A 16,403-nucleotide genomic window follows, 5' to 3' on the forward strand; every position below is an offset into this window, starting at 1 on the left:
AGAGTCGGTGACAACCGCACGGTCGATGACAACGGCACGGTCGATGACAACGGCACGGTCGGTCACGACGGGACGGTGGACGGGGCGTACGGCGTCGACGGGCTGGTGGCGACGCGCGGGGTCGGAGGGCCGGACGGGTCGCGTTCGACGGGCGCAATCGGACGGTCGCAGCACGCGTCGAGGGCAGCCGACCGGTCCGGCGGTCCAGGGGTGGGCGGTGCCAGCCCACCGGGCGGCAGCCGCGCCGCCCACGGCGCGGTGACCGGCGAGGTGCCCCTCGCACCGGATGCGGGCCGACGTTCACGGGGCCGGCTGCTGGGCGGCTGGCGTCTGCGCGCATCCCGACGTGGCGCGGCGACAGGCCCGGCGCGGGACGACACGCCGGCCATCGACACGGAAGAGCGGTACACCGAAGCCAGACGCGGTCCAGGAGGCCGCCGAGCGCCAACCGCCCCGGCCAGATCTCCCCTCCACACCCCTCCCGCCGAGATCTTGGAAGATTTCGGCCCCTCCAGGGGCACTTCCTTTCCAAGATCTAGAACTGACTCCGCCGACGTCGGCGGGTTGAGGTCGGGTCGAGCGGCAGCTCGGGGCGGGCGATCCGCTGGGGGCGGGATCGCGGGTGACGGGATCGCGGGTGGCGGCCGGACGGTAGGGGGCGTCGGGGCGGGCGGGGGCGGCGGGGGCGGGGCGGCGGGGGGCGGCGGGGCGGCGGCTGGGGGCGGGTTGTGGCCGGCTCTGCCGGGCGAGCGGGCACGGTCGGGGCAGCAGGGTGGCGAGTCGGTCGGACCGCACACCGGACCGCGGGACGGTCCGGCCGCTGGGGCCGCAGGTGTCGGCTGGATCGGTTCGGCCTACCACGATCCGGGCGGCGGGCGAGGCCCGGACCAGCCCGACGCGACGGCGTTCGACAGGTGGCCGGCGCTGCCCGATGACAGCGCGCTGTCATCGGTCGCCGGTGCGGCGCTGGACACCGCCCACCTGACCCGGCTGGACCGGGAACAGGCGGGTGGCTGATGGAACGCGTCGCCTTCCTCATCGACTCCACAGGCGTTCGGGTGGACTGCCTGCTCAACCCGGAGACTGTGCAGGTGACCCGGCTCGCTGGCGTACGCCATCGGGGTGCCGGCGACGGGCAGCTCACCGGGTCCGGGCTGGCCGACGACCCGCTTGTCTTCACCGGTGGCGGCCGGACCGAGCTGGTGCTCGACCTGCTCTTCGACGTCGAGTTCGTCCAGGCGCAGGTCCGTCCGGCCGATGTGCGGGTGCTCACCCGTCCGCTGTGGATGCTCGCGGAGAACTCGGCCGCCGAGCATGGCTGGCTGCGTCCGCCGCTGGTCCGCTTGGTGTGGGGAAAGACCTGGAACGTACCCGGGGTGATCATCGCGGTGGCGGAGCGGTTCGACGCGTTCACCGGCACCGGCTCGCCCCGGCGTTCCTGGTTGCGGCTGAAGTTGGTCCGCGCCGCGGAGACGGCCGACCAGGCCGAGGCGGGGTTCGCCGAGGAGTTGGCCGCGGCGAGCACCCCGACGGCCGCCCCGGGCAGCGCGGTGATCGCCGCGGGCGACGGCGCGGCGGAGCCGGGCCGTTCCGGTGTGCGGTTCGACCTGCTGGCCAACGACGCGCTCGGCTCGCCGCTGCGCTGGCGTCTGCTCGCCGAACACAACCGGATCACCGACCCCCTCGCGGTGCCGGCCGGCACCACCCTGGCCGTGCCACCACCCGGTGCGCCAGGCAGCGGATCAGTGGTGGGCGCGGTGACCGGAGTCGCGCGGGCGTTGGCCGGCGGGGTGGGTGCCGGCGCGTCGTTCGTCGGAGCCTCGATCGCCACCGCGCCCGCCGCCTGGGGCCCGACCGGCACCAACCCCACCCCCGGGGGTACGCCGTGACAAGCGTCGCGCCCCGGGCCCTGATCGTCGTGCTCGACGGCGTCGAGCTGACCGGTGCGGTTCGTCAGCGGATCCGGTCGCTGCGGGTGGCGGCACGGCTGGACCAGCCCACCCAGGCGGAGCTCGTGCTCGCCACCTCCGTCGGCGTCGGCGCGTTCGACCCGGCGGTACGCCCCGGCACGACGCTCGACGTCCGGCTCGCCGACCACGCCGACGCCCTGTTCAACGGGGAGGTCACCGCCGTGGAGGTCGAGTACGCCGGCGACGGGGCGGCGGTGCTGCGGCTGCGGGCGTACGACCCACTGCACCGGCTGCGCAAGCGTCAGGGGTTGCGGGTGTTCACGTCGGTGACCGCCGTGGATTTGGCCCGGGAGTTGTGCGGTGCGGTGGGGCTGGAGGTGAGCGCGGAGGTCGACGGGCCGCGGCTGGACCGGCTGTCGCAGCACCGGCACAGTGATCTGGAGCTGCTGTGCGAGGTGGCCGGCCGGGCCGGGCTGCACCTGGCCGCCGACGACGGTACGGTCCGGCTGGTCACCCTCGCCGGCTACGGGGAGCCGGTCGCGCTGACCCTCGGCGCGGGCGTGCACAGCCTGCGCCTGTCCACGAACGCCGACCAGGCCAGCGGTGCCAGCGCCGCGTTGGGTTGGCACCCGCAGCGGGCCGAGGTGATCAGCCAGCAGGCCGACGAGGCGCGGTGTGGCCGACCGGCGTTCGACCGACCGGACCCGGCCGACGTGGGCGCCGACGGGGTCCGCACCGCCGTCGACCAGCCGGGCCGCAGCGACGACGAGTTGGCGGCGCTGGCCCAGGCGCGGCTGGACACCCGGGCGGCGGCGCTCGTCACCGCCGAGGGGGTGGCCGAGGGCGATCCGGCGCTGCGGCCGGGCCGGCGGGTCGCCCTGAGCGGTGTGCCCGAGCCGGTCGCCGGGGCGTACGTGCTGACCGAGGTGGTGCACACCGTGGACGGCAACGGGCACCTGACGCGCTTCTCCACGGTCCCGCCGGTCGCTCCACCGACCCCGATTGGCGGTGCGGTGGTCACCCTCGGCACCGTCACCGACGTCGCCGACCCCGACGGGCTGGGCCGGGTCCGGCTGACCCTGCCGGCCTACGGGGACCTGGACGCCGGCTGGCTGGCGGTGCTCTGCCCCGGCGCGGGGCGGGGCAAGGGTCTGGTGGCGCTGCCCGATCCGGACGACAGCGTGCTCGTGGTGCTGCCCGCCGGCGAGCCGGCCTCGGGCGTCGTGCTCGGTTCGCTGTTCGGCGCCGTCGAGCCGTACGACGCGGGCATCGACGACGGCCGGGCGCGGCGCTGGACGATGCGCACCGCTGGTGGGCAGTCGATAGTCGTTGACGACGTGCGGCGCAGCCTGCGGCTGGCCACCGAGGGTGGCAGCTTCCTGGAACTGACCCCGGATCTGGCCACCCTGCACGCGGCGTCCGACCTGGTGATCTCCGCACCGGGCCGGGCCATCGTGGTCCGCGCCCGCAGCGTGGACTTCCTGCACGCCGAGTCGACCGAGGACCCGACCACCGCGGCGCGGCAGGCGGGTTCGCTGGCCCGCGCCCACCACGAAGGAGGCGGCTGATGCGCTGGATCCACAGTGACTCCGTGATCACCTGCGATCACGACGGCCGGGTCGAGAACCGACCCTCACAGCGGTGGGTGACCGTCACCGGCGTACCCGTGCTCGTCGACGACGACCCGGAGGGACGCGACATCAAGGCCTGCCCGAACTACGGCCCGACCATCAAGCCGTGCGGCAAGACCCTGAACGTCCGGGTCGGCTACAGCGACTGGCTGCGGGTCGACGGGCAGCGGGTGGTGCTGTCGCACCTGGAGGGGTTCACCGACGGCACGCCGCCGGGGCTGGTCCACCACACGGTGCGCGACCCCCGCCAGCCGTTGCTGGGGGCGGACCGGTGAGGGCCTTCCGTTTCGTCGGGGCCGGCTTCGACGCCGGGCGCGGCGGCGGGCCGGCACTGACCGCGGCCGGCGGCCTGGCGATGACCGAGGGCGACGAGAGCGTACGGCAGGCGCTGTTCCTGCTCCTGTCGACGACGCCGGGCGAGCGGCTGATGCGACCCGGGTACGGCTCCCGGCTGCACCGGCTCGTCTTCGCGCCCAACGACGACACCACGGCGGGCCTGGCCATCCACTACGTCCGGCAGGCCATCGCCCGGTGGGAGCCACGGGTCGAGGTGATCGACGTGGACGCCGGTCCGGATCTGGACGACGCGTGGCGGTTGGTGATCCGGTTGGACTACCGGGTGCGCGCCAGCCTGACACCCGGGCAACTTGTCTTCTCCGTGGACCTGCTCCCCGCCGACGAGCCCGCGCAGGGAGGACAGTCATGACGCTGCCCGTGCCGCACCTGGACGATCGCGGGTTCCTCGACCTCGTCACCGAGGCCCGGGAACGGATCCGGCAGTCCTGCCCGGCGTGGACCGACCTGTCGGCGCACGACCCCGGGATGGCGCTCGTGGAGGCGTTCGCGCACCTGACCGAGGTGATGATCTACCGCCTGAACCAGTTGCCGGAGAAGGCGTACGTCTCGTTTCTGAACCTGCTCGGGGTCACCCGGCACGCGCCCACCGCGGCCTGGGCGGACGTCCGGTTCACCCGCAGCGGCGGCGACCGGGCCGCGATCCGGATCCCGGCCGGGCTGCGCGTCGCGGCGGCGCGCGGCGCGGATCCCCGGCCGGTTGTCTTCGTGACCACCGAGCCGACGCTGCTGGCCGCCGGCGAGACGTCGGTGACGGTACGGATGCACCACTGCGAACTCGTCGAGGCCGAGCTGCTCGGCGTGGGCACCGGCCAGCCGGGGCAGGTGCTGCGGGCCGCCCACGCCCCGCTGGCGCACACCGCCGAGGCGCTGGACCTGCTGCTCGGCGTGGAGGTGCCGGCCGGCACCGTGGAGCTGGGCGCGGCGGCCCGGGAGCACGACGGCCGCACGTACGAGATCTGGCGGCCGGTGGACAGCTTCGCCGGGCTCGGCTCGCAGGCCAAGGCGTACCTGGTGGACCGCTGCTCGGGCACCGTCACCTTCGCCCCGGCCCTGGACCTGCGACCGCCGACCCGGCCCGGCGATCCCGCGCCAGCCGGCCCGGCTCCGGTGACCGTGGCGGCGGTGCCGCCGGCCGGGCGGCAGGTCCGGCTCTGGTACCGCGCCGGTGGCGGGCCCACCGGCAACGTCGCGGCGGGCACGCTCACCAGCCTGCGCGACCCGCTACCCGGGGTACGCGTGGACAACCCCGCCCCGGCGGCCGGCGGCCGGGAGGTGGAGGCGTTGGAATCGGTGCTGCTGCGCGGCCCGTACGAGTTCTTCGCCCAGCAACGGGCGGTCACCGCCCGCGACTTCGAGGTCCTCGCCACCAGTTCCGGGGCGGTGGCACGGGCGCGGGCGTTCACCCGCGCGGCGGTGTACAGCTTCGCCCGGCCCGGTGAGGTCGAGGTGGTGCTGGTGCCGTACGTGCCGCCGACGGCCCGCCCCGGTGGCCGCCTGCCGGTGGCGGTGTTGCGCGAGCACGAGGTGCCCGAGGCGCGCCGCCGGGTGGAGGCCGACCTGGAGGAACGCCGGATGGTCGGCATCCGGTCCCGGGCCACCTGGGCCCGGTTCAAGGCGGTGTCGGTCCGGGCCCGGGTGGTGGTCCGCCGGGAGGAGGACGTGGACGCGGTACGCCGCCGGATCCACGACCGGCTGCACCAGACGTTGAGTCCGCTGCCGACCGCGCTCAACCCGACCGGTTGGCCGTTCGGCGAACCACTGCGGGCGTCGAACGTGTACCGGCTGTTGGAGCACGCCGAGCCGGGTGTGCGCTACGTCGAGTCGGTCCGGTTCGTGGTCGACGAGGCCCCCGACGCGGAGGTACGCGCCCTCGCCGTCGACAAGTACCAGCCGCGCACCTGGTACGCCGGGCGCGGCCCGGTGCTGTTCCGCTCCAGCAACGGCGGCGCGGGGTGGGAGCCGGCCGGCCGGTTCGACGACGAGACGGTGCTGCGCATCGCGCCCGCGCCCGCGCCGGTGCGGCCGGGAATCGTCGCGCGCCCCGGCTCGGTGGCCGTGGTGACGCTGCGGTCCTCCGGTGGCTCCCGGGTGCACCTGAGCACCGACCTGGGTGAGACCTGGTCGCTGCTGACCGACCTGGACGCGCGGATCTCCGACGTGGCCTGGCTGGACCGCGACGGCGCGGGCGCGCTGCTGGTGGCCACCGACACCGGCCTGTACGAGGTGTCGTTGCTGCCCGGGGCGGTGCCGTTGCAGATCCTTGTCGACCCGTCCGACGCCGACCGGGGGTTCTACGCGGTGCGCGCGTTCGTCTCGGAGCGGGGCGCGCCGGGGGTGGCGGTGGCCGCGCAGGCCGGCTTCGGGGTGTACCTGTCCACCGCCGCCGGCCGACCGGGCAGCTTCGTGCACGTGGGCCTGGCGAACGTGGACAACCGGGTGCTCGCCGTGCAGTACGACGGCCCGGCGACGCTGCTGTGGAGCGGCGCCGGCGAGCCGGACCCGAAGAAGCCGGGGCAGGGTTGCCACCGCACCCGGTTGTTCGAGTCCGACGTGAAGTGGCAGCCGGTGCAACTCGGCTGGGTCGGCGGCACGTGCCGCGACCTGGCGTTCGCCGGGCAGCTCGCGGTGGCGGCGACGCAGAGCGGCGGGGTGCTGCGGCTGGACACCCTCGCCGCCCAGCCGCAGTGGCAGACGGTGTCGGTCAACTGCGGGTTGCCGCTGCGCGACCGGACCCGGTTCGTCCCGGTGGACGCCATCGCCGTGGGCGGCCCGGCCGGCGGCAGCCCAGCCGGCGGCGCCGGAACGGGCGGCGGCCCAGCGAGCGGCGGCCCCGCAGGCGGCGTACCGGCCGGCCCGGCGGAACGGCTGATCCTGGCCGGCGGCGAACGCGGCGTGCACCGCAGCGCCGACGCCGTCGACTGGACGCCCAGCGCCAACCAGGCCACCGCCGACGTGGTGACCGTCCCGGATACCTGGCTGCTCTGCTCCGGCGAGCACGACATCGAGGTGGTGCGCCAGGATGCGACGTTCGGCGATTGAACGGCTGCTGCCCGCCGCCTACCAGCGGGCCTGCGTACCCGGCAGCGTGCTCTGGGCGCTGCTGGACGTGATGGAGGGGCTGCACGCCCCGGACGAGGCGATCCTCGCCGAGGTGGACGCCCTGTTGGACCCGTACCGGGCCCCGGACGGGCTGGTCGTGCGGTTGACCCGCTGGGTGGCGATGGACCACGTGGTGGCCTCACCCCGGCCGGACGCCCCCCTGCCGCTGCCGGTGGGACGGCTGCGCGACCTGGTCGCCAACGCCGCCCTGCTGGCCCGGTGGCGCGGCACCCCGTACGGCATGCGGCGGGCCCTGGAGCTGGCCACCGGGATGCCGGGCTTCGCCATCGACGAGCCGGCCGAACGGCCCTTCCACGTCGTGGTGCGGGTCCCCGCCACCGCCGCCGGCCAACTCGCCGTGATCACCCGCATCGTCGAGGCGGAGAAACCCGCCTCGACCACCGTCGAGATCGTCCTGGAAGAGGAGTCGTCATGACCACCGAATGGGCGGTCGTCGCCGCCGCCGAGCAGTTCACCCTCGACCCGCGCAACAGCGGCGAGCTGACCTTCACCGTCTCCAACCCGGGCGCCGCACCGGACACGGTGGTGTTCGACGTGGCGCCCGGCGACGGCTCCCAGCGGGCGTGGTTCACCGTCGCCGAACCGCAACGGGTGGTAGCCGGGCAGGGCTCGGTGTCGTTCCTGGTCACGCTCGCCGTGCCCGCCGGCACCCCGCCTCGGCGCTACGACATGACCGGGTTCGCGTACTCGGCGAACACCGCGCCCGAGGAGAGTTCCCGGTCCAGCGGTCGGGTCACGTACGAGGTGCGGGCGGTCGCGCCGCCTCGGCGTACCCCGTGGTTGTGGATCGCCGCCGCGGCGGCGTTGGTGCTGGTGGTGGTGGCCGTGGGGGTGGTCCTGCTGACCCGCGACGGCGAGCCGGCCCCGGGCACGCCGAGGGTGGTCACCATCGAGGCGGAGAGCCTGGTGGACACCGCGGTGGTCACGTCGCCGCAGAAGAGCAAGGCCGCCGTGGGCGCGCAGCCCAACTGCTGCGCGGTGACCTGGTCCGACGACAAGCAACTGTTCTTCACGGGGCTGGCCATCGGTGACCAGGTGACGGTGACGGTGCAGATCCCGGCCGACGGCACCTGGCGGTTCGCCACGGTACGGACCATGGCCCCCGATTACGCGAACACCGTCTTCACCATCGACGGCAACCAGGTCGGCGGCACGTTCCTCGGCTTCAGCGCGAAGGTGCAGACGACGGAGTTCCTGGACGTCGCGACGATCCGGCTGGCCAAGGGGCCGCACCAGGTCACGCTGCTGGTGGTGGGCAAGACACAGGGTACGAAATCCTATTTCGCCGGGGTGGACACGATCCGGTTCAGCGAGGTCGTGTCACCTGTCGCCGCGCGATGAGTGGCCGGCAGAAGGCGCTGCTGGGGCTGCTGGCCGGGCTGCTGGTGGCGCTGTTCGTGGTCGCGGTCGGCGTGGGCGGCGGCGACCGGGGTGATCCGGGCGCCCGGCACGGGTTCGTCGACGGGTTGGCCGCGCTGGGCGGCGAGCGTGCGGCGGTGGATCCGGCGACCGTCGACGCCGACTGCGCCGACGATGCCGGCCGGTTGACGTTCTCCGGCAGGTGCGTGGTGCGCGTCGCCGACCCGGGCGGGCTGCGCACCCTCGTGCTGCGCAGCGCGGCACGGTTCACCGTCGTCGCGCCGGCGCCCGGCGACGCCGACCTCGCCATCCGCGACGAGGTCGAGCCGGCGTCCGACGGCACCGGCGCGGTGGCGAAGGTCGCCGTCGACCAGGCCACCGAGGTGGGCCTGACCTGCCCCGGCCTCGGGAGCTGCACAGTCCTCGTGGCCACGTCCTGACCATGATCGTCGCCGTCCCGTCCGGACCGGACCGTCGCGACCACGTCCTGAGCTGAGAGGAAGGTGTCGCCGTGGGTGACCTGCGTAAACCGTTCCTGTTGCTGGCGATGCTCGCCATCGTCCTGGCGATCGGCGTGGAGTTGGGCGCCGGGCTGCTGCTGGGCGGCGCCGACGCCGGGGCGGCACTCACGGACAGCGCCGGCGCGCTGGAGGTCGACCTCGACAACGTGTCCGGGGTCAGCGAGCCGTCCGGCCGGGGCACCGGGTACCTGGCGTTGATCGACGCGGTGGCGGTCTGGAGCACCGGGCTGTTCTGCCTGGGCATGCTGCTGCCCGAACGGGTCCAGGGCCGGGTGCAGGGCGTCGCCAGCCTGATCTTCTCGATCATCCTGATCATCGTCGGGCTGGTCGCGCTCCTCGTCGCGTTCGTGGAGCTGACCATCATGGTGTCGCTGTTCCTGGCGGTCCCGTTCGGCACGATCGCGTACCTGGCGCTGTGGGGGTTCTTCCCGGTCGGCGAGGCGGCGCTGCTGCTGGGGCTGGTGCTGCTGCTCAAACTGGTGTGGGCCGGGCTGCTGGTGCTGGCCCAGCCACGCTTCCTGCAGAACAAGGGTCTCGTCCTGCTGATCCTCACCACCCTGCTGTGCACGGTCGTCCTGGAGTTCCTGCACAACCTGGTGCCGGTGATCCTGGTGAGCATCGTCGACGACGTGGCGGCACTCGTCTTCGCGGTGATCGCGATCATCTGGGGGCTGGTGCTGCTGATCGGGTCGATCCCGGCGATCGTGAAGGCCGTCCGGGTGACGGCCGCCCTGCCGGCCCGGTCCGGAACGCCCCCACCCCGGTGATCATGAGGTTATCGTCCTCTGGCCCGGCGTGTCGCAGCTATAACCTCATGATCGACGCACGCGTCGGGGTGGGGGGGTGGGGGGGTGGGGGGTGGGGGGGTTAGTCCACCTTGGTTAGGAGGGGTTTGCCTTTTTCTACTACGTAGGTGGCCAGCTCTACCGCTATGCCGTCGCCTACGTTGCGGGCCTGGTGGTGGACGCCGTAGGGGACGGTCAGCGCGTCGCCGACATTGCACACGATCGGTGGCTGGCCCTCGAGCGTGTATTCCAGGGTGCCCTGAAGAACGCAGATGATCTCTTCACCGGGATGGAAGTGCTTGAACGGCGGCGAGTCGGGGGTGAACTCCACCCGGCTCTGGATGACCTCGCGTCCGGGAATGCTGAGATCGTGTTTCTGGAGATCGACGCGCCACAGCCCCGGCGCTCCCTCCACCGCTGTCGGGCTGATCCCCTCGGGTCGATCTTTCCCACTCATCTCGGCCTCCTGCACGCCGTCGTGCGGGCGGCACCCGCCCCGGTTGGCAATTCCCGAGAATAGGTGGCCGCGGAGCCGTCGGGGCGAGGATGCCGAGAAAGCAAGACCCGCGCGGCCCGGTCACGTCGCGGGACGCCCGCCCGGTGGCGTCGTCGCGGCCAGGGCAGCGGCGGCGCGGTCCAGGGCACCGTCGGCGACGACCACCGCGTGCCGGCCCCGCCGCGTCGTGCCGGCCGCGATGGTGACCGGCCGCTCGAACGCGAACGCCACCCCGACGCCCGGATACATCGCGGTCCGCGTGAACCACCTGTCACCGTCGCCGAGACCACCGAAGACCAGTGTGTACGCCCGCCCGTCCGGCCCGGTCCCGACCAGGGCGACCCACGGCTCGGCGGAACCGTTCACCGCCTCCTCCCCGGTCGCCGAGGCGTCGAACACCGACGCGGGTCCGGTCGAGACCGCCCGCCAGAAGAACCCGCCGTAGCCGGCGCCGTCGGGGCGGCCGTTGGTGGCCGGGCTGCCCAGCCGCACGTCCTGCCCGTCCGGGGCCCGAAGCGTGTAGTCCACGTCCAGCCGCCAGGCCGACAGCTCCTCGGCCGGTCCCGCGCCGGTCAACGGGACGGCGCTGAGCCGGCGGTCTTCGGTGAGCAGCACCGCCCCGCGCGGGTCGCGCCACTCCAGTCGGTGGGCCAACCGGTCGGCGGAGCGCCGCGACCAACGGGTGTGCGCGATCCGCCCGTGGTCCTCGCGCCAGGTGTAGCCGACGTCGCGGACGTAGGTGCGCCCGCCCCAGAGGTTGCTGCCGTTGACGTCCTGCACGGCGAGGGAGGCGCCGAGGTGCCACACGTGGTCGGCGGGCAGCGCGTCGGTGACCACCGTGCCGCCCAGGGTGCGGACCGGATGCAGGTACGGTCGCGGCCCGTGCCGCGCGTCCAGGGCCGGGTCGACCACGTACCGGGCCACCTCCGTGTCCCCCACCCACAGCCGCGCCGGCTCCCGCCCGGTGCTCACGGCAGCTCCACGCCGGTGGGAGCCGGCCACCGACCCGCGACGGCGTGCAGGGCGGCCACCGTGTACCCGGCGAGGATCGGCACCGCGACCGGGGTGACAAGCACGGCGAGCAGCGCGGCCAGCGCGGTCACCCCGGCGAGGGCGGCCCAGCGGGCGGGCGCGTCGAGGCAGGCGCGGGCGGCGGACCGGGCCGCGGCCCGCCACCGCCCACCCCCGTTGCCGCCCACCTCGACGACGACCAGCCCGGCGTACCCGGCCAGGCCGGCCGCGACAAGCGCGGTCACCAGCAGCGCCGGAGCCCCGCCCGGCACCCGGCCGGTGGCCAGTGCCGCCAGGTCGACGGCGAGCAGCCCGGCCACGGCGAGCGTGAGCAGGCTGACCGGCACGCCCGGCAGGACCAGGCGGCCGAACCGGCGCACGGTGGCCCGCGCCGACGGCCAAGTGCCGGTACGCGTCCAGTCGTGCACCGCCGCGCTGGCGGCGCCGGACGCCGCCGCCGCGGTGAGCAGGGGCGCCGCGGCGAGGGTCAGCAGGATGCCCAGCAGCGCCAGGTCGGCGGCGTCGCGGGCGACGTCACGCCAGTCCCGCCGGCCAGCGGCCTCGGTCGCCGGTTCAGCCCTTGATGCCACTTGTGTTGATCCCCTCGACGAGCATCCGCTGGAACGCGACGAAGAACAGGAAGACCGGCAGCAGCGACAGCACCGACATGGCGAACATCGGCCCGACCGCGCTCTGGCTGGTCGAGTCGATGAACAGGGTCAGCGCGACCGGCACCGTGTAGTCCTCCAGTTGGGACAGGAAGACGAGCTGGCGGAAGAAGTCGTTCCAGGTCCAGATGAACGAGAAGATCGCCGTGGTGACGAGCGCGGGGCGGCTCAGCGGCAGGATGATGTGCCGGAAGATGCCGTACGGGCCGGCGCCGTCGATCCGGGCCGCCTCGTCCAGCTCGCGCGGGATGCCCCGCATGAACTGCACCATCAGGAAGACGAAGAACGCCTCGGTGGCCAGGAACTGCGGGACGAGCAGCGGCAGGTACGGCCATTCGCCGCCGACCAGCCCGAGCGTCCGGAACAGGATGTACTGCGGCACGATCAGCACGTGCTGGGGCAGCAGCAGCGTCCCGATCATGACGGCGAACCACACCCCGCGCAGTCGGAAGCGCAGCCGGGCGAAGGCGTACGCGGCCAGCAGGCAGGAGAGCCCGTTGCCGACGACGGTGAGCAGGCTGACCATCGCGCTGTTGAGGAAGAACCGGCCGAAGCTGACGTCGAAGTTGGACCACCCGGCGGTGTAGTTGCCCGGGGAGAAGCGTTCCGGCAGCAGGCCGACGTTGTTGACGATCTCCTCCGGGGACTTCACCGAGGTGCCGACCATCCAGATCAGCGGGTAGAGCACCACGACGACGATCGCCACCAGGATGAGCAGTCGCAGCACCGATCGACCGCCGGTGCGTCGGCGCGCGGCGGGCGCCGGTCCGGTCGGCACGTCGGCCGTCGGGGTCATGGTCACCGTCACCGGTCCTCCCCGTCGGAGTAGTGCACCCAGAACCGTCCGGTGCTGAAGAAGATCGCGGTGATGACCCCGATGGCGAGCAGGAACACCCAGGCCATCGCCGAGGCGTAGCCCATCTGGAGTTCGGTGAACCCGGTGATGTAGAGGTTCAGCGTGTACATCAGGGTGGAGTCGACCGGGCCGCCGGTGCCGTTGCTGAGCACGAACGCGGCGGTGAAGCCCTGGAAGCCGTTGATGGTCTCCAGCACCAGGTTGAAGAAGATCACCGGGGAGAGCATCGGCAGGGTGACGTTGCGGAACTGGCGGAACCGGCCGGCGCCGTCGACCGCGGCGGCCTCGTACAGCTCGGTGGGCACCTGCTTGAGCCCGGCCAGGAAGATCACCATCGGCGCGCCGAACTGCCAGATGGCCAGCACCATCAGGGTCTCCAGGGCCCAGTCCGGGTCGTTGACCCACGGCTTGCCCGTCATGCCGACGAGGCTCAGCAGCGAGTTGAACGCCCCGTCGCGGTTGAACATGTTGACCCAGACGATGGCCAGCGCGACGCTGCCGCCGAGCAGCGACGGCAGGTAGAACAGCCCACGGAACAACCCGACGCCGCGCCAGGCCCGGTTGAGCAGCAGCGCCACGCCGAGCGCCGCGGCCAGCTTCAGCGGTACGGCGACCAGCGCGAAGGTCAGGGTGACCCGCACCGCGTGCCAGTACGACGGGTCGGCGGTGAACATCCGCTCGTAGTTGGCCAACCCCACCCACTCCACCTCGGAGAACGGGGTGAGGATGTCGTAGTTGGTGAAGCTCAGGTAGAGCGACAGCAGCATGGGGATCGCCGTGACGACCATCAGGCCGACGAGCCACGGCGACAGGAAGACGTACCCCGCCAGACCTTCGCTGTGCCGCACGCGTCCGGGCCCACGCCCCCCGGCGCGGGTCCGGACGGGGCCGCGTCGGGTCGGGTCGGGCGCCGTGGTCAACGCCACGAACGGCTCCTCTCCTCGCAGGAGGTCCGTGTCGACGTCCCCGGTCGAGCCGAGGACGTCGACACCGACCGGGACGGCGTCAGGCGATGGCGGATTTGCAGGCCTCCACGAACTGGGTGGCGGCCTCGACGGTGGTGGCCCGGCCGTACTGGGCGTTCTCGGCAGCCTTGATCAGCTCGGACTTGACCTTGCTGTGTCCCTTGATCGGCACCTGTGGCGACGGGCCGAACTTCTGGGTCAGCTCGGCCTCGACGGCGATCGACTGCTTCATGGCCGGGTCGGTGACGTCGTCGCTGACCACCCGGCGCAGGTCCAGGTTGGACGGCAGGCCCCGGTCGGTGCCGAGCAGCGTGACCGCCTCCTTGTCGTTGTACAAGAAGTTGATCACGTCGACCGCGACGTCCCTGTTCTTGCTGCCCTTGAAGACCGACCAGTACATCGAGGCCCGGGCCCACTGCGCGCTGGGGTCACCGGGATAGGCGATCACGCCCAGCTCGTCCTTCGTGTTCTTCTTCAGGTCGGGCATCTGGTTGGCCCACACCCAGGAGGTCGCCGACTTGCCGGTGACCACCAACTGCTTGGTGACGTCGCTGGAGTTGCCCTCGTGGATGACGTCGGCGGTCGGGGTGGCCCTGCGGTCGCGGGCGCCCTTCCACAGGTCGAACCACTTCGTCACGTCCTCGGCGGTGAAGCCCAACTCCTTGCCCTGGTAGAGGTCCTTGCCCTGCTGGCGCAGCCAGACCCAGAACGCCTTGTAGTCGGCGCTCGGGTCCTGCGTGCCGGGCACCTTCGTCGTGGCCGTGACCTGCTCGGCCCACGCGATGTGCTGCTCCCACGACATCCCGGTGGTGGGCTCGGGCAGGTTGTGCTTGGTCAGCAGCGTCTTGTTGTAGACCAGGCCCTGGGTGTTCTCCCCGGCGGCCAGGCCGGCCAGCTTGCCGTCGACCACGCCGTACTGCCAGAGGCTCTCCGGGAACTTCGAGGTGTCCAGCTTCCCGGACTTCTGGTAGGAGGTCAGGTCGAGCGTGGTGTTGCGGGCCGCGTACTCGGCCAGGTAGTTGTCGTCGATCTGGAACAGGTCCGGCGGGTTGCCGCCGGCCGTGAGCGTGGCCAGCTTGTCGAAGTAGCCCTGGTTGGCCTGCCAGGTCGTCTCGAACGTCACGTTCGGGTGCTTCGTGGTGTAGAGGGCCAGCGCGTCCTCGGTCAGCTTGGCCCGGGCGTCGCCGCCCCACCAGAAGACGGAGAGCTTGACCGGGGCGTTCGGGTCGGCGGAGCCGCCGCCGTCGTCGCCGCAGGCGGCGGCACCGAGCATCAGCGGCGCGGCCACCGTCAGGGCGAGCAGGCCGCGCAGCAGGCGCCGGCGGGGCAGCGGGGTACGGTCATCGCGCCCGACGGGCGCGTCAGTGGTGGGGGGCGTTGCGGGGTGCATGTGCGCTCACTCCTTGGCATGAGGAGGCGACGGCGTCACCGCTGGCCGTGGTCGGGGCGCCCGGGCCCGCAGGGCAATGCGGGTCCGGGCCCTTCGGCGCGGCCGGGGGACGCACCGGTCGGGCGTGCGGGCCCGGACCGGTCGAGTCGCGGATGACCAGGTCGGTCTGCAGCATTACCTGTGCGGTGGTACGACGGACGCCGAGCGCCGTGCCGGCACCGGGTCCCCGCGCGCCGCGCGGTGACTCGATGTCCTGTTGCAGCAGCATGTCGACGGCCGTCCGGCCGGCGGCCCCGGCGGGTGTGGCCACCGTCGTCAGTTTTGGCCTGGTGAGCCGGCTCAGGGTGATGTCGTCGACGCCGACGACGCTCACCTCACCCGGCACCCGGACCCCGAGGGCGTCCAACCCTTCGATGAGGCCGATCGCCATCAGGTCGTTGTAGGCGAGCACGGCCGACACACCGCTGCGTCGTACCTGCTCGGCGACGGCGGCGCCGCCGGTCTCGGTGGGCGCGTTCGGGCCGAGCACGGTCAGCTCCGCGCCACCGGCGCGGGCGGCCGTGCCGGCGGCGCGGCGCATCTCCCGGTTGGTCCACGAGCTGCGCGGGCCGCCGAGCAGCGCGATGTGGCGGTGGCCCAGGCCGACCAGGTGCTCGATCGCCGACCGGGCGCCCCGCCCGACGTCCATCAACACGCAGGGCAGGCCGGTCACCTGGCGGTTCACCACCACCAGCGCGACCTCGCGGCTGAGCTGCTCGATCAGGCTGTTGCTCATCCGCGGGCTGCACAGCAGCACGCCGTCCACCTGCTTGGCCAGGGCGTGGACCAGCTCCTCCTCGGCGGCGGGGTCCTCGTTGGTGTCGGCCACGAAGACGTGGTAGTCGCGGTGTCGGGCCTGACTCTCCGCCGCCTTGATCAGCGGCGGGAAGAACGGGTTCGCGATGTCCGCGATGATCAGGCCGATGTTGTGCGTACGGCCGGTGATCAGGGCCCGGGCGGCCCGGTTCGGCCGATAGCCCAGGTCCTCCGCGCAGGCCAGCACCCGGACCCGGGTGTCCGGGTTGACCAGGTGCGGGGCGGAGAAGGTGCGGGACACGGTGGAGATGTGCACACCGGAGGCTCGGGCGACGTCCCGGATGGTGACTGGCACGGCTGGCCCTTCGTCTGCGTGTGGCGGCGGTCACGCGGGGTGTGGCCCATTAATGCAAACGGTTGTGCCAGTGTCAACGGTCAATGGTTGCGTCTTTGTTGCGGGCACACTCCTCGCGGTGACCCAGGGCCGCATAAAAGATGGAAAATCACCGCCGTTCGCGTCTCCGTCATTGACGCAGTTA

Annotated in this window: 17 protein-coding genes; 10 read left to right on the forward strand and 7 right to left on the reverse strand. The window is 72.9% G+C overall.

What is annotated here, in order from left to right:
- Window positions 1–726 precede the first annotated feature (726 nt).
- From ACGFH8_RS24145 to ACGFH8_RS24190, 10 genes are all read left to right on the forward strand, one after another.
- Window positions 727–1,017: a hypothetical protein gene (locus ACGFH8_RS24145; protein WP_393370886.1), complete on the forward strand. Its 291-nt coding sequence runs from the start codon at window positions 727–729 to the stop codon at window positions 1,015–1,017.
- Entirely contained in the window at window positions 1,017–1,889 is an 873-nt protein-coding gene (locus tag ACGFH8_RS24150) for a hypothetical protein (protein ID WP_393370889.1), read from the forward strand. The genes ACGFH8_RS24145 and ACGFH8_RS24150 overlap by 1 nt, the downstream gene beginning before the upstream one ends.
- Complete coding sequence (locus tag ACGFH8_RS24155; RefSeq protein WP_393370891.1) at window positions 1,886–3,478, forward strand: contractile injection system protein, VgrG/Pvc8 family; 1,593 nt, start codon at window positions 1,886–1,888, stop codon at window positions 3,476–3,478. The genes ACGFH8_RS24150 and ACGFH8_RS24155 overlap by 4 nt, the downstream gene beginning before the upstream one ends.
- Window positions 3,478–3,816: a hypothetical protein gene (locus ACGFH8_RS24160; protein ID WP_393370894.1), complete on the forward strand. Its 339-nt coding sequence runs from the start codon at window positions 3,478–3,480 to the stop codon at window positions 3,814–3,816. The genes ACGFH8_RS24155 and ACGFH8_RS24160 overlap by 1 nt, the downstream gene beginning before the upstream one ends.
- A complete protein-coding gene (locus ACGFH8_RS24165) occupies window positions 3,813–4,247 on the forward strand; it encodes a GPW/gp25 family protein (RefSeq protein ID WP_393370896.1) in 435 nt (144 codons plus the stop codon). The genes ACGFH8_RS24160 and ACGFH8_RS24165 overlap by 4 nt, the downstream gene beginning before the upstream one ends.
- Complete coding sequence (locus tag ACGFH8_RS24170; protein ID WP_393370899.1) at window positions 4,244–6,937, forward strand: putative baseplate assembly protein; 2,694 nt, start codon at window positions 4,244–4,246, stop codon at window positions 6,935–6,937. The genes ACGFH8_RS24165 and ACGFH8_RS24170 overlap by 4 nt, the downstream gene beginning before the upstream one ends.
- Complete coding sequence (locus ACGFH8_RS24175) at window positions 6,918–7,433, forward strand: phage tail protein (protein WP_393370902.1); 516 nt, start codon at window positions 6,918–6,920, stop codon at window positions 7,431–7,433. The genes ACGFH8_RS24170 and ACGFH8_RS24175 overlap by 20 nt, the downstream gene beginning before the upstream one ends.
- Window positions 7,430–8,359 carry a hypothetical protein gene (locus ACGFH8_RS24180; protein WP_393370905.1) on the forward strand — a complete coding sequence of 310 codons (930 nt, stop codon included), beginning with the start codon at window positions 7,430–7,432 and terminating at the stop codon, window positions 8,357–8,359. Before ACGFH8_RS24175 ends, ACGFH8_RS24180 begins: the two co-directional genes overlap by 4 nt.
- Window positions 8,356–8,817, forward strand: coding sequence for a hypothetical protein (locus ACGFH8_RS24185; protein ID WP_393370907.1), 462 nt, complete (start codon window positions 8,356–8,358; stop codon window positions 8,815–8,817). Before ACGFH8_RS24180 ends, ACGFH8_RS24185 begins: the two co-directional genes overlap by 4 nt.
- Before the next feature lie 71 nt (window positions 8,818–8,888).
- A complete protein-coding gene (locus ACGFH8_RS24190) occupies window positions 8,889–9,665 on the forward strand; it encodes a hypothetical protein (protein ID WP_393370910.1) in 777 nt (258 codons plus the stop codon).
- Between the two features lie 100 nt (window positions 9,666–9,765).
- Here ACGFH8_RS24190 and ACGFH8_RS24195 read toward each other — a convergent pair whose 3' ends face one another.
- The 7 genes from ACGFH8_RS24195 to ACGFH8_RS24225 form a co-directional block, all read right to left on the reverse strand.
- On the reverse strand, window positions 9,766–10,140 hold the full coding sequence (locus tag ACGFH8_RS24195; protein ID WP_393370913.1) for a cupin domain-containing protein: 375 nt from the start codon (window positions 10,138–10,140) through the stop codon (window positions 9,766–9,768).
- A gap of 120 nt (window positions 10,141–10,260) precedes the next feature.
- A complete protein-coding gene (locus tag ACGFH8_RS24200) occupies window positions 10,261–11,151 on the reverse strand; it encodes a PmoA family protein (protein ID WP_393370916.1) in 891 nt (296 codons plus the stop codon).
- Window positions 11,148–11,780, reverse strand: coding sequence for a hypothetical protein (locus tag ACGFH8_RS24205; protein WP_393370919.1), 633 nt, complete (start codon window positions 11,778–11,780; stop codon window positions 11,148–11,150). The genes ACGFH8_RS24200 and ACGFH8_RS24205 overlap by 4 nt, the downstream gene beginning before the upstream one ends.
- A complete protein-coding gene (locus ACGFH8_RS24210; RefSeq protein WP_393371759.1) occupies window positions 11,764–12,654 on the reverse strand; it encodes a carbohydrate ABC transporter permease in 891 nt (296 codons plus the stop codon). Before ACGFH8_RS24210 ends, ACGFH8_RS24205 begins: the two co-directional genes overlap by 17 nt.
- 8 nt (window positions 12,655–12,662) lie before the next feature.
- Complete coding sequence (locus ACGFH8_RS24215; protein ID WP_393370922.1) at window positions 12,663–13,640, reverse strand: carbohydrate ABC transporter permease; 978 nt, start codon at window positions 13,638–13,640, stop codon at window positions 12,663–12,665.
- A 79-nt stretch (window positions 13,641–13,719) separates the two neighbouring features.
- Window positions 13,720–15,069, reverse strand: coding sequence for an ABC transporter substrate-binding protein (locus ACGFH8_RS24220; protein ID WP_393370924.1), 1,350 nt, complete (start codon window positions 15,067–15,069; stop codon window positions 13,720–13,722).
- The gene (locus ACGFH8_RS24225; protein WP_393370927.1) at window positions 15,041–16,219 is read right to left on the reverse strand and encodes a LacI family DNA-binding transcriptional regulator; all 1,179 of its coding nucleotides are present in this window, start codon (window positions 16,217–16,219) and stop codon (window positions 15,041–15,043) included. Before ACGFH8_RS24225 ends, ACGFH8_RS24220 begins: the two co-directional genes overlap by 29 nt.
- Window positions 16,220–16,403 lie beyond the last annotated feature (184 nt).

The sequence above is a fragment of the Micromonospora sp. NPDC049175 genome, from assembly GCF_043197345.1.
Lineage (GTDB): Bacteria > Actinomycetota > Actinomycetes > Mycobacteriales > Micromonosporaceae > Micromonospora.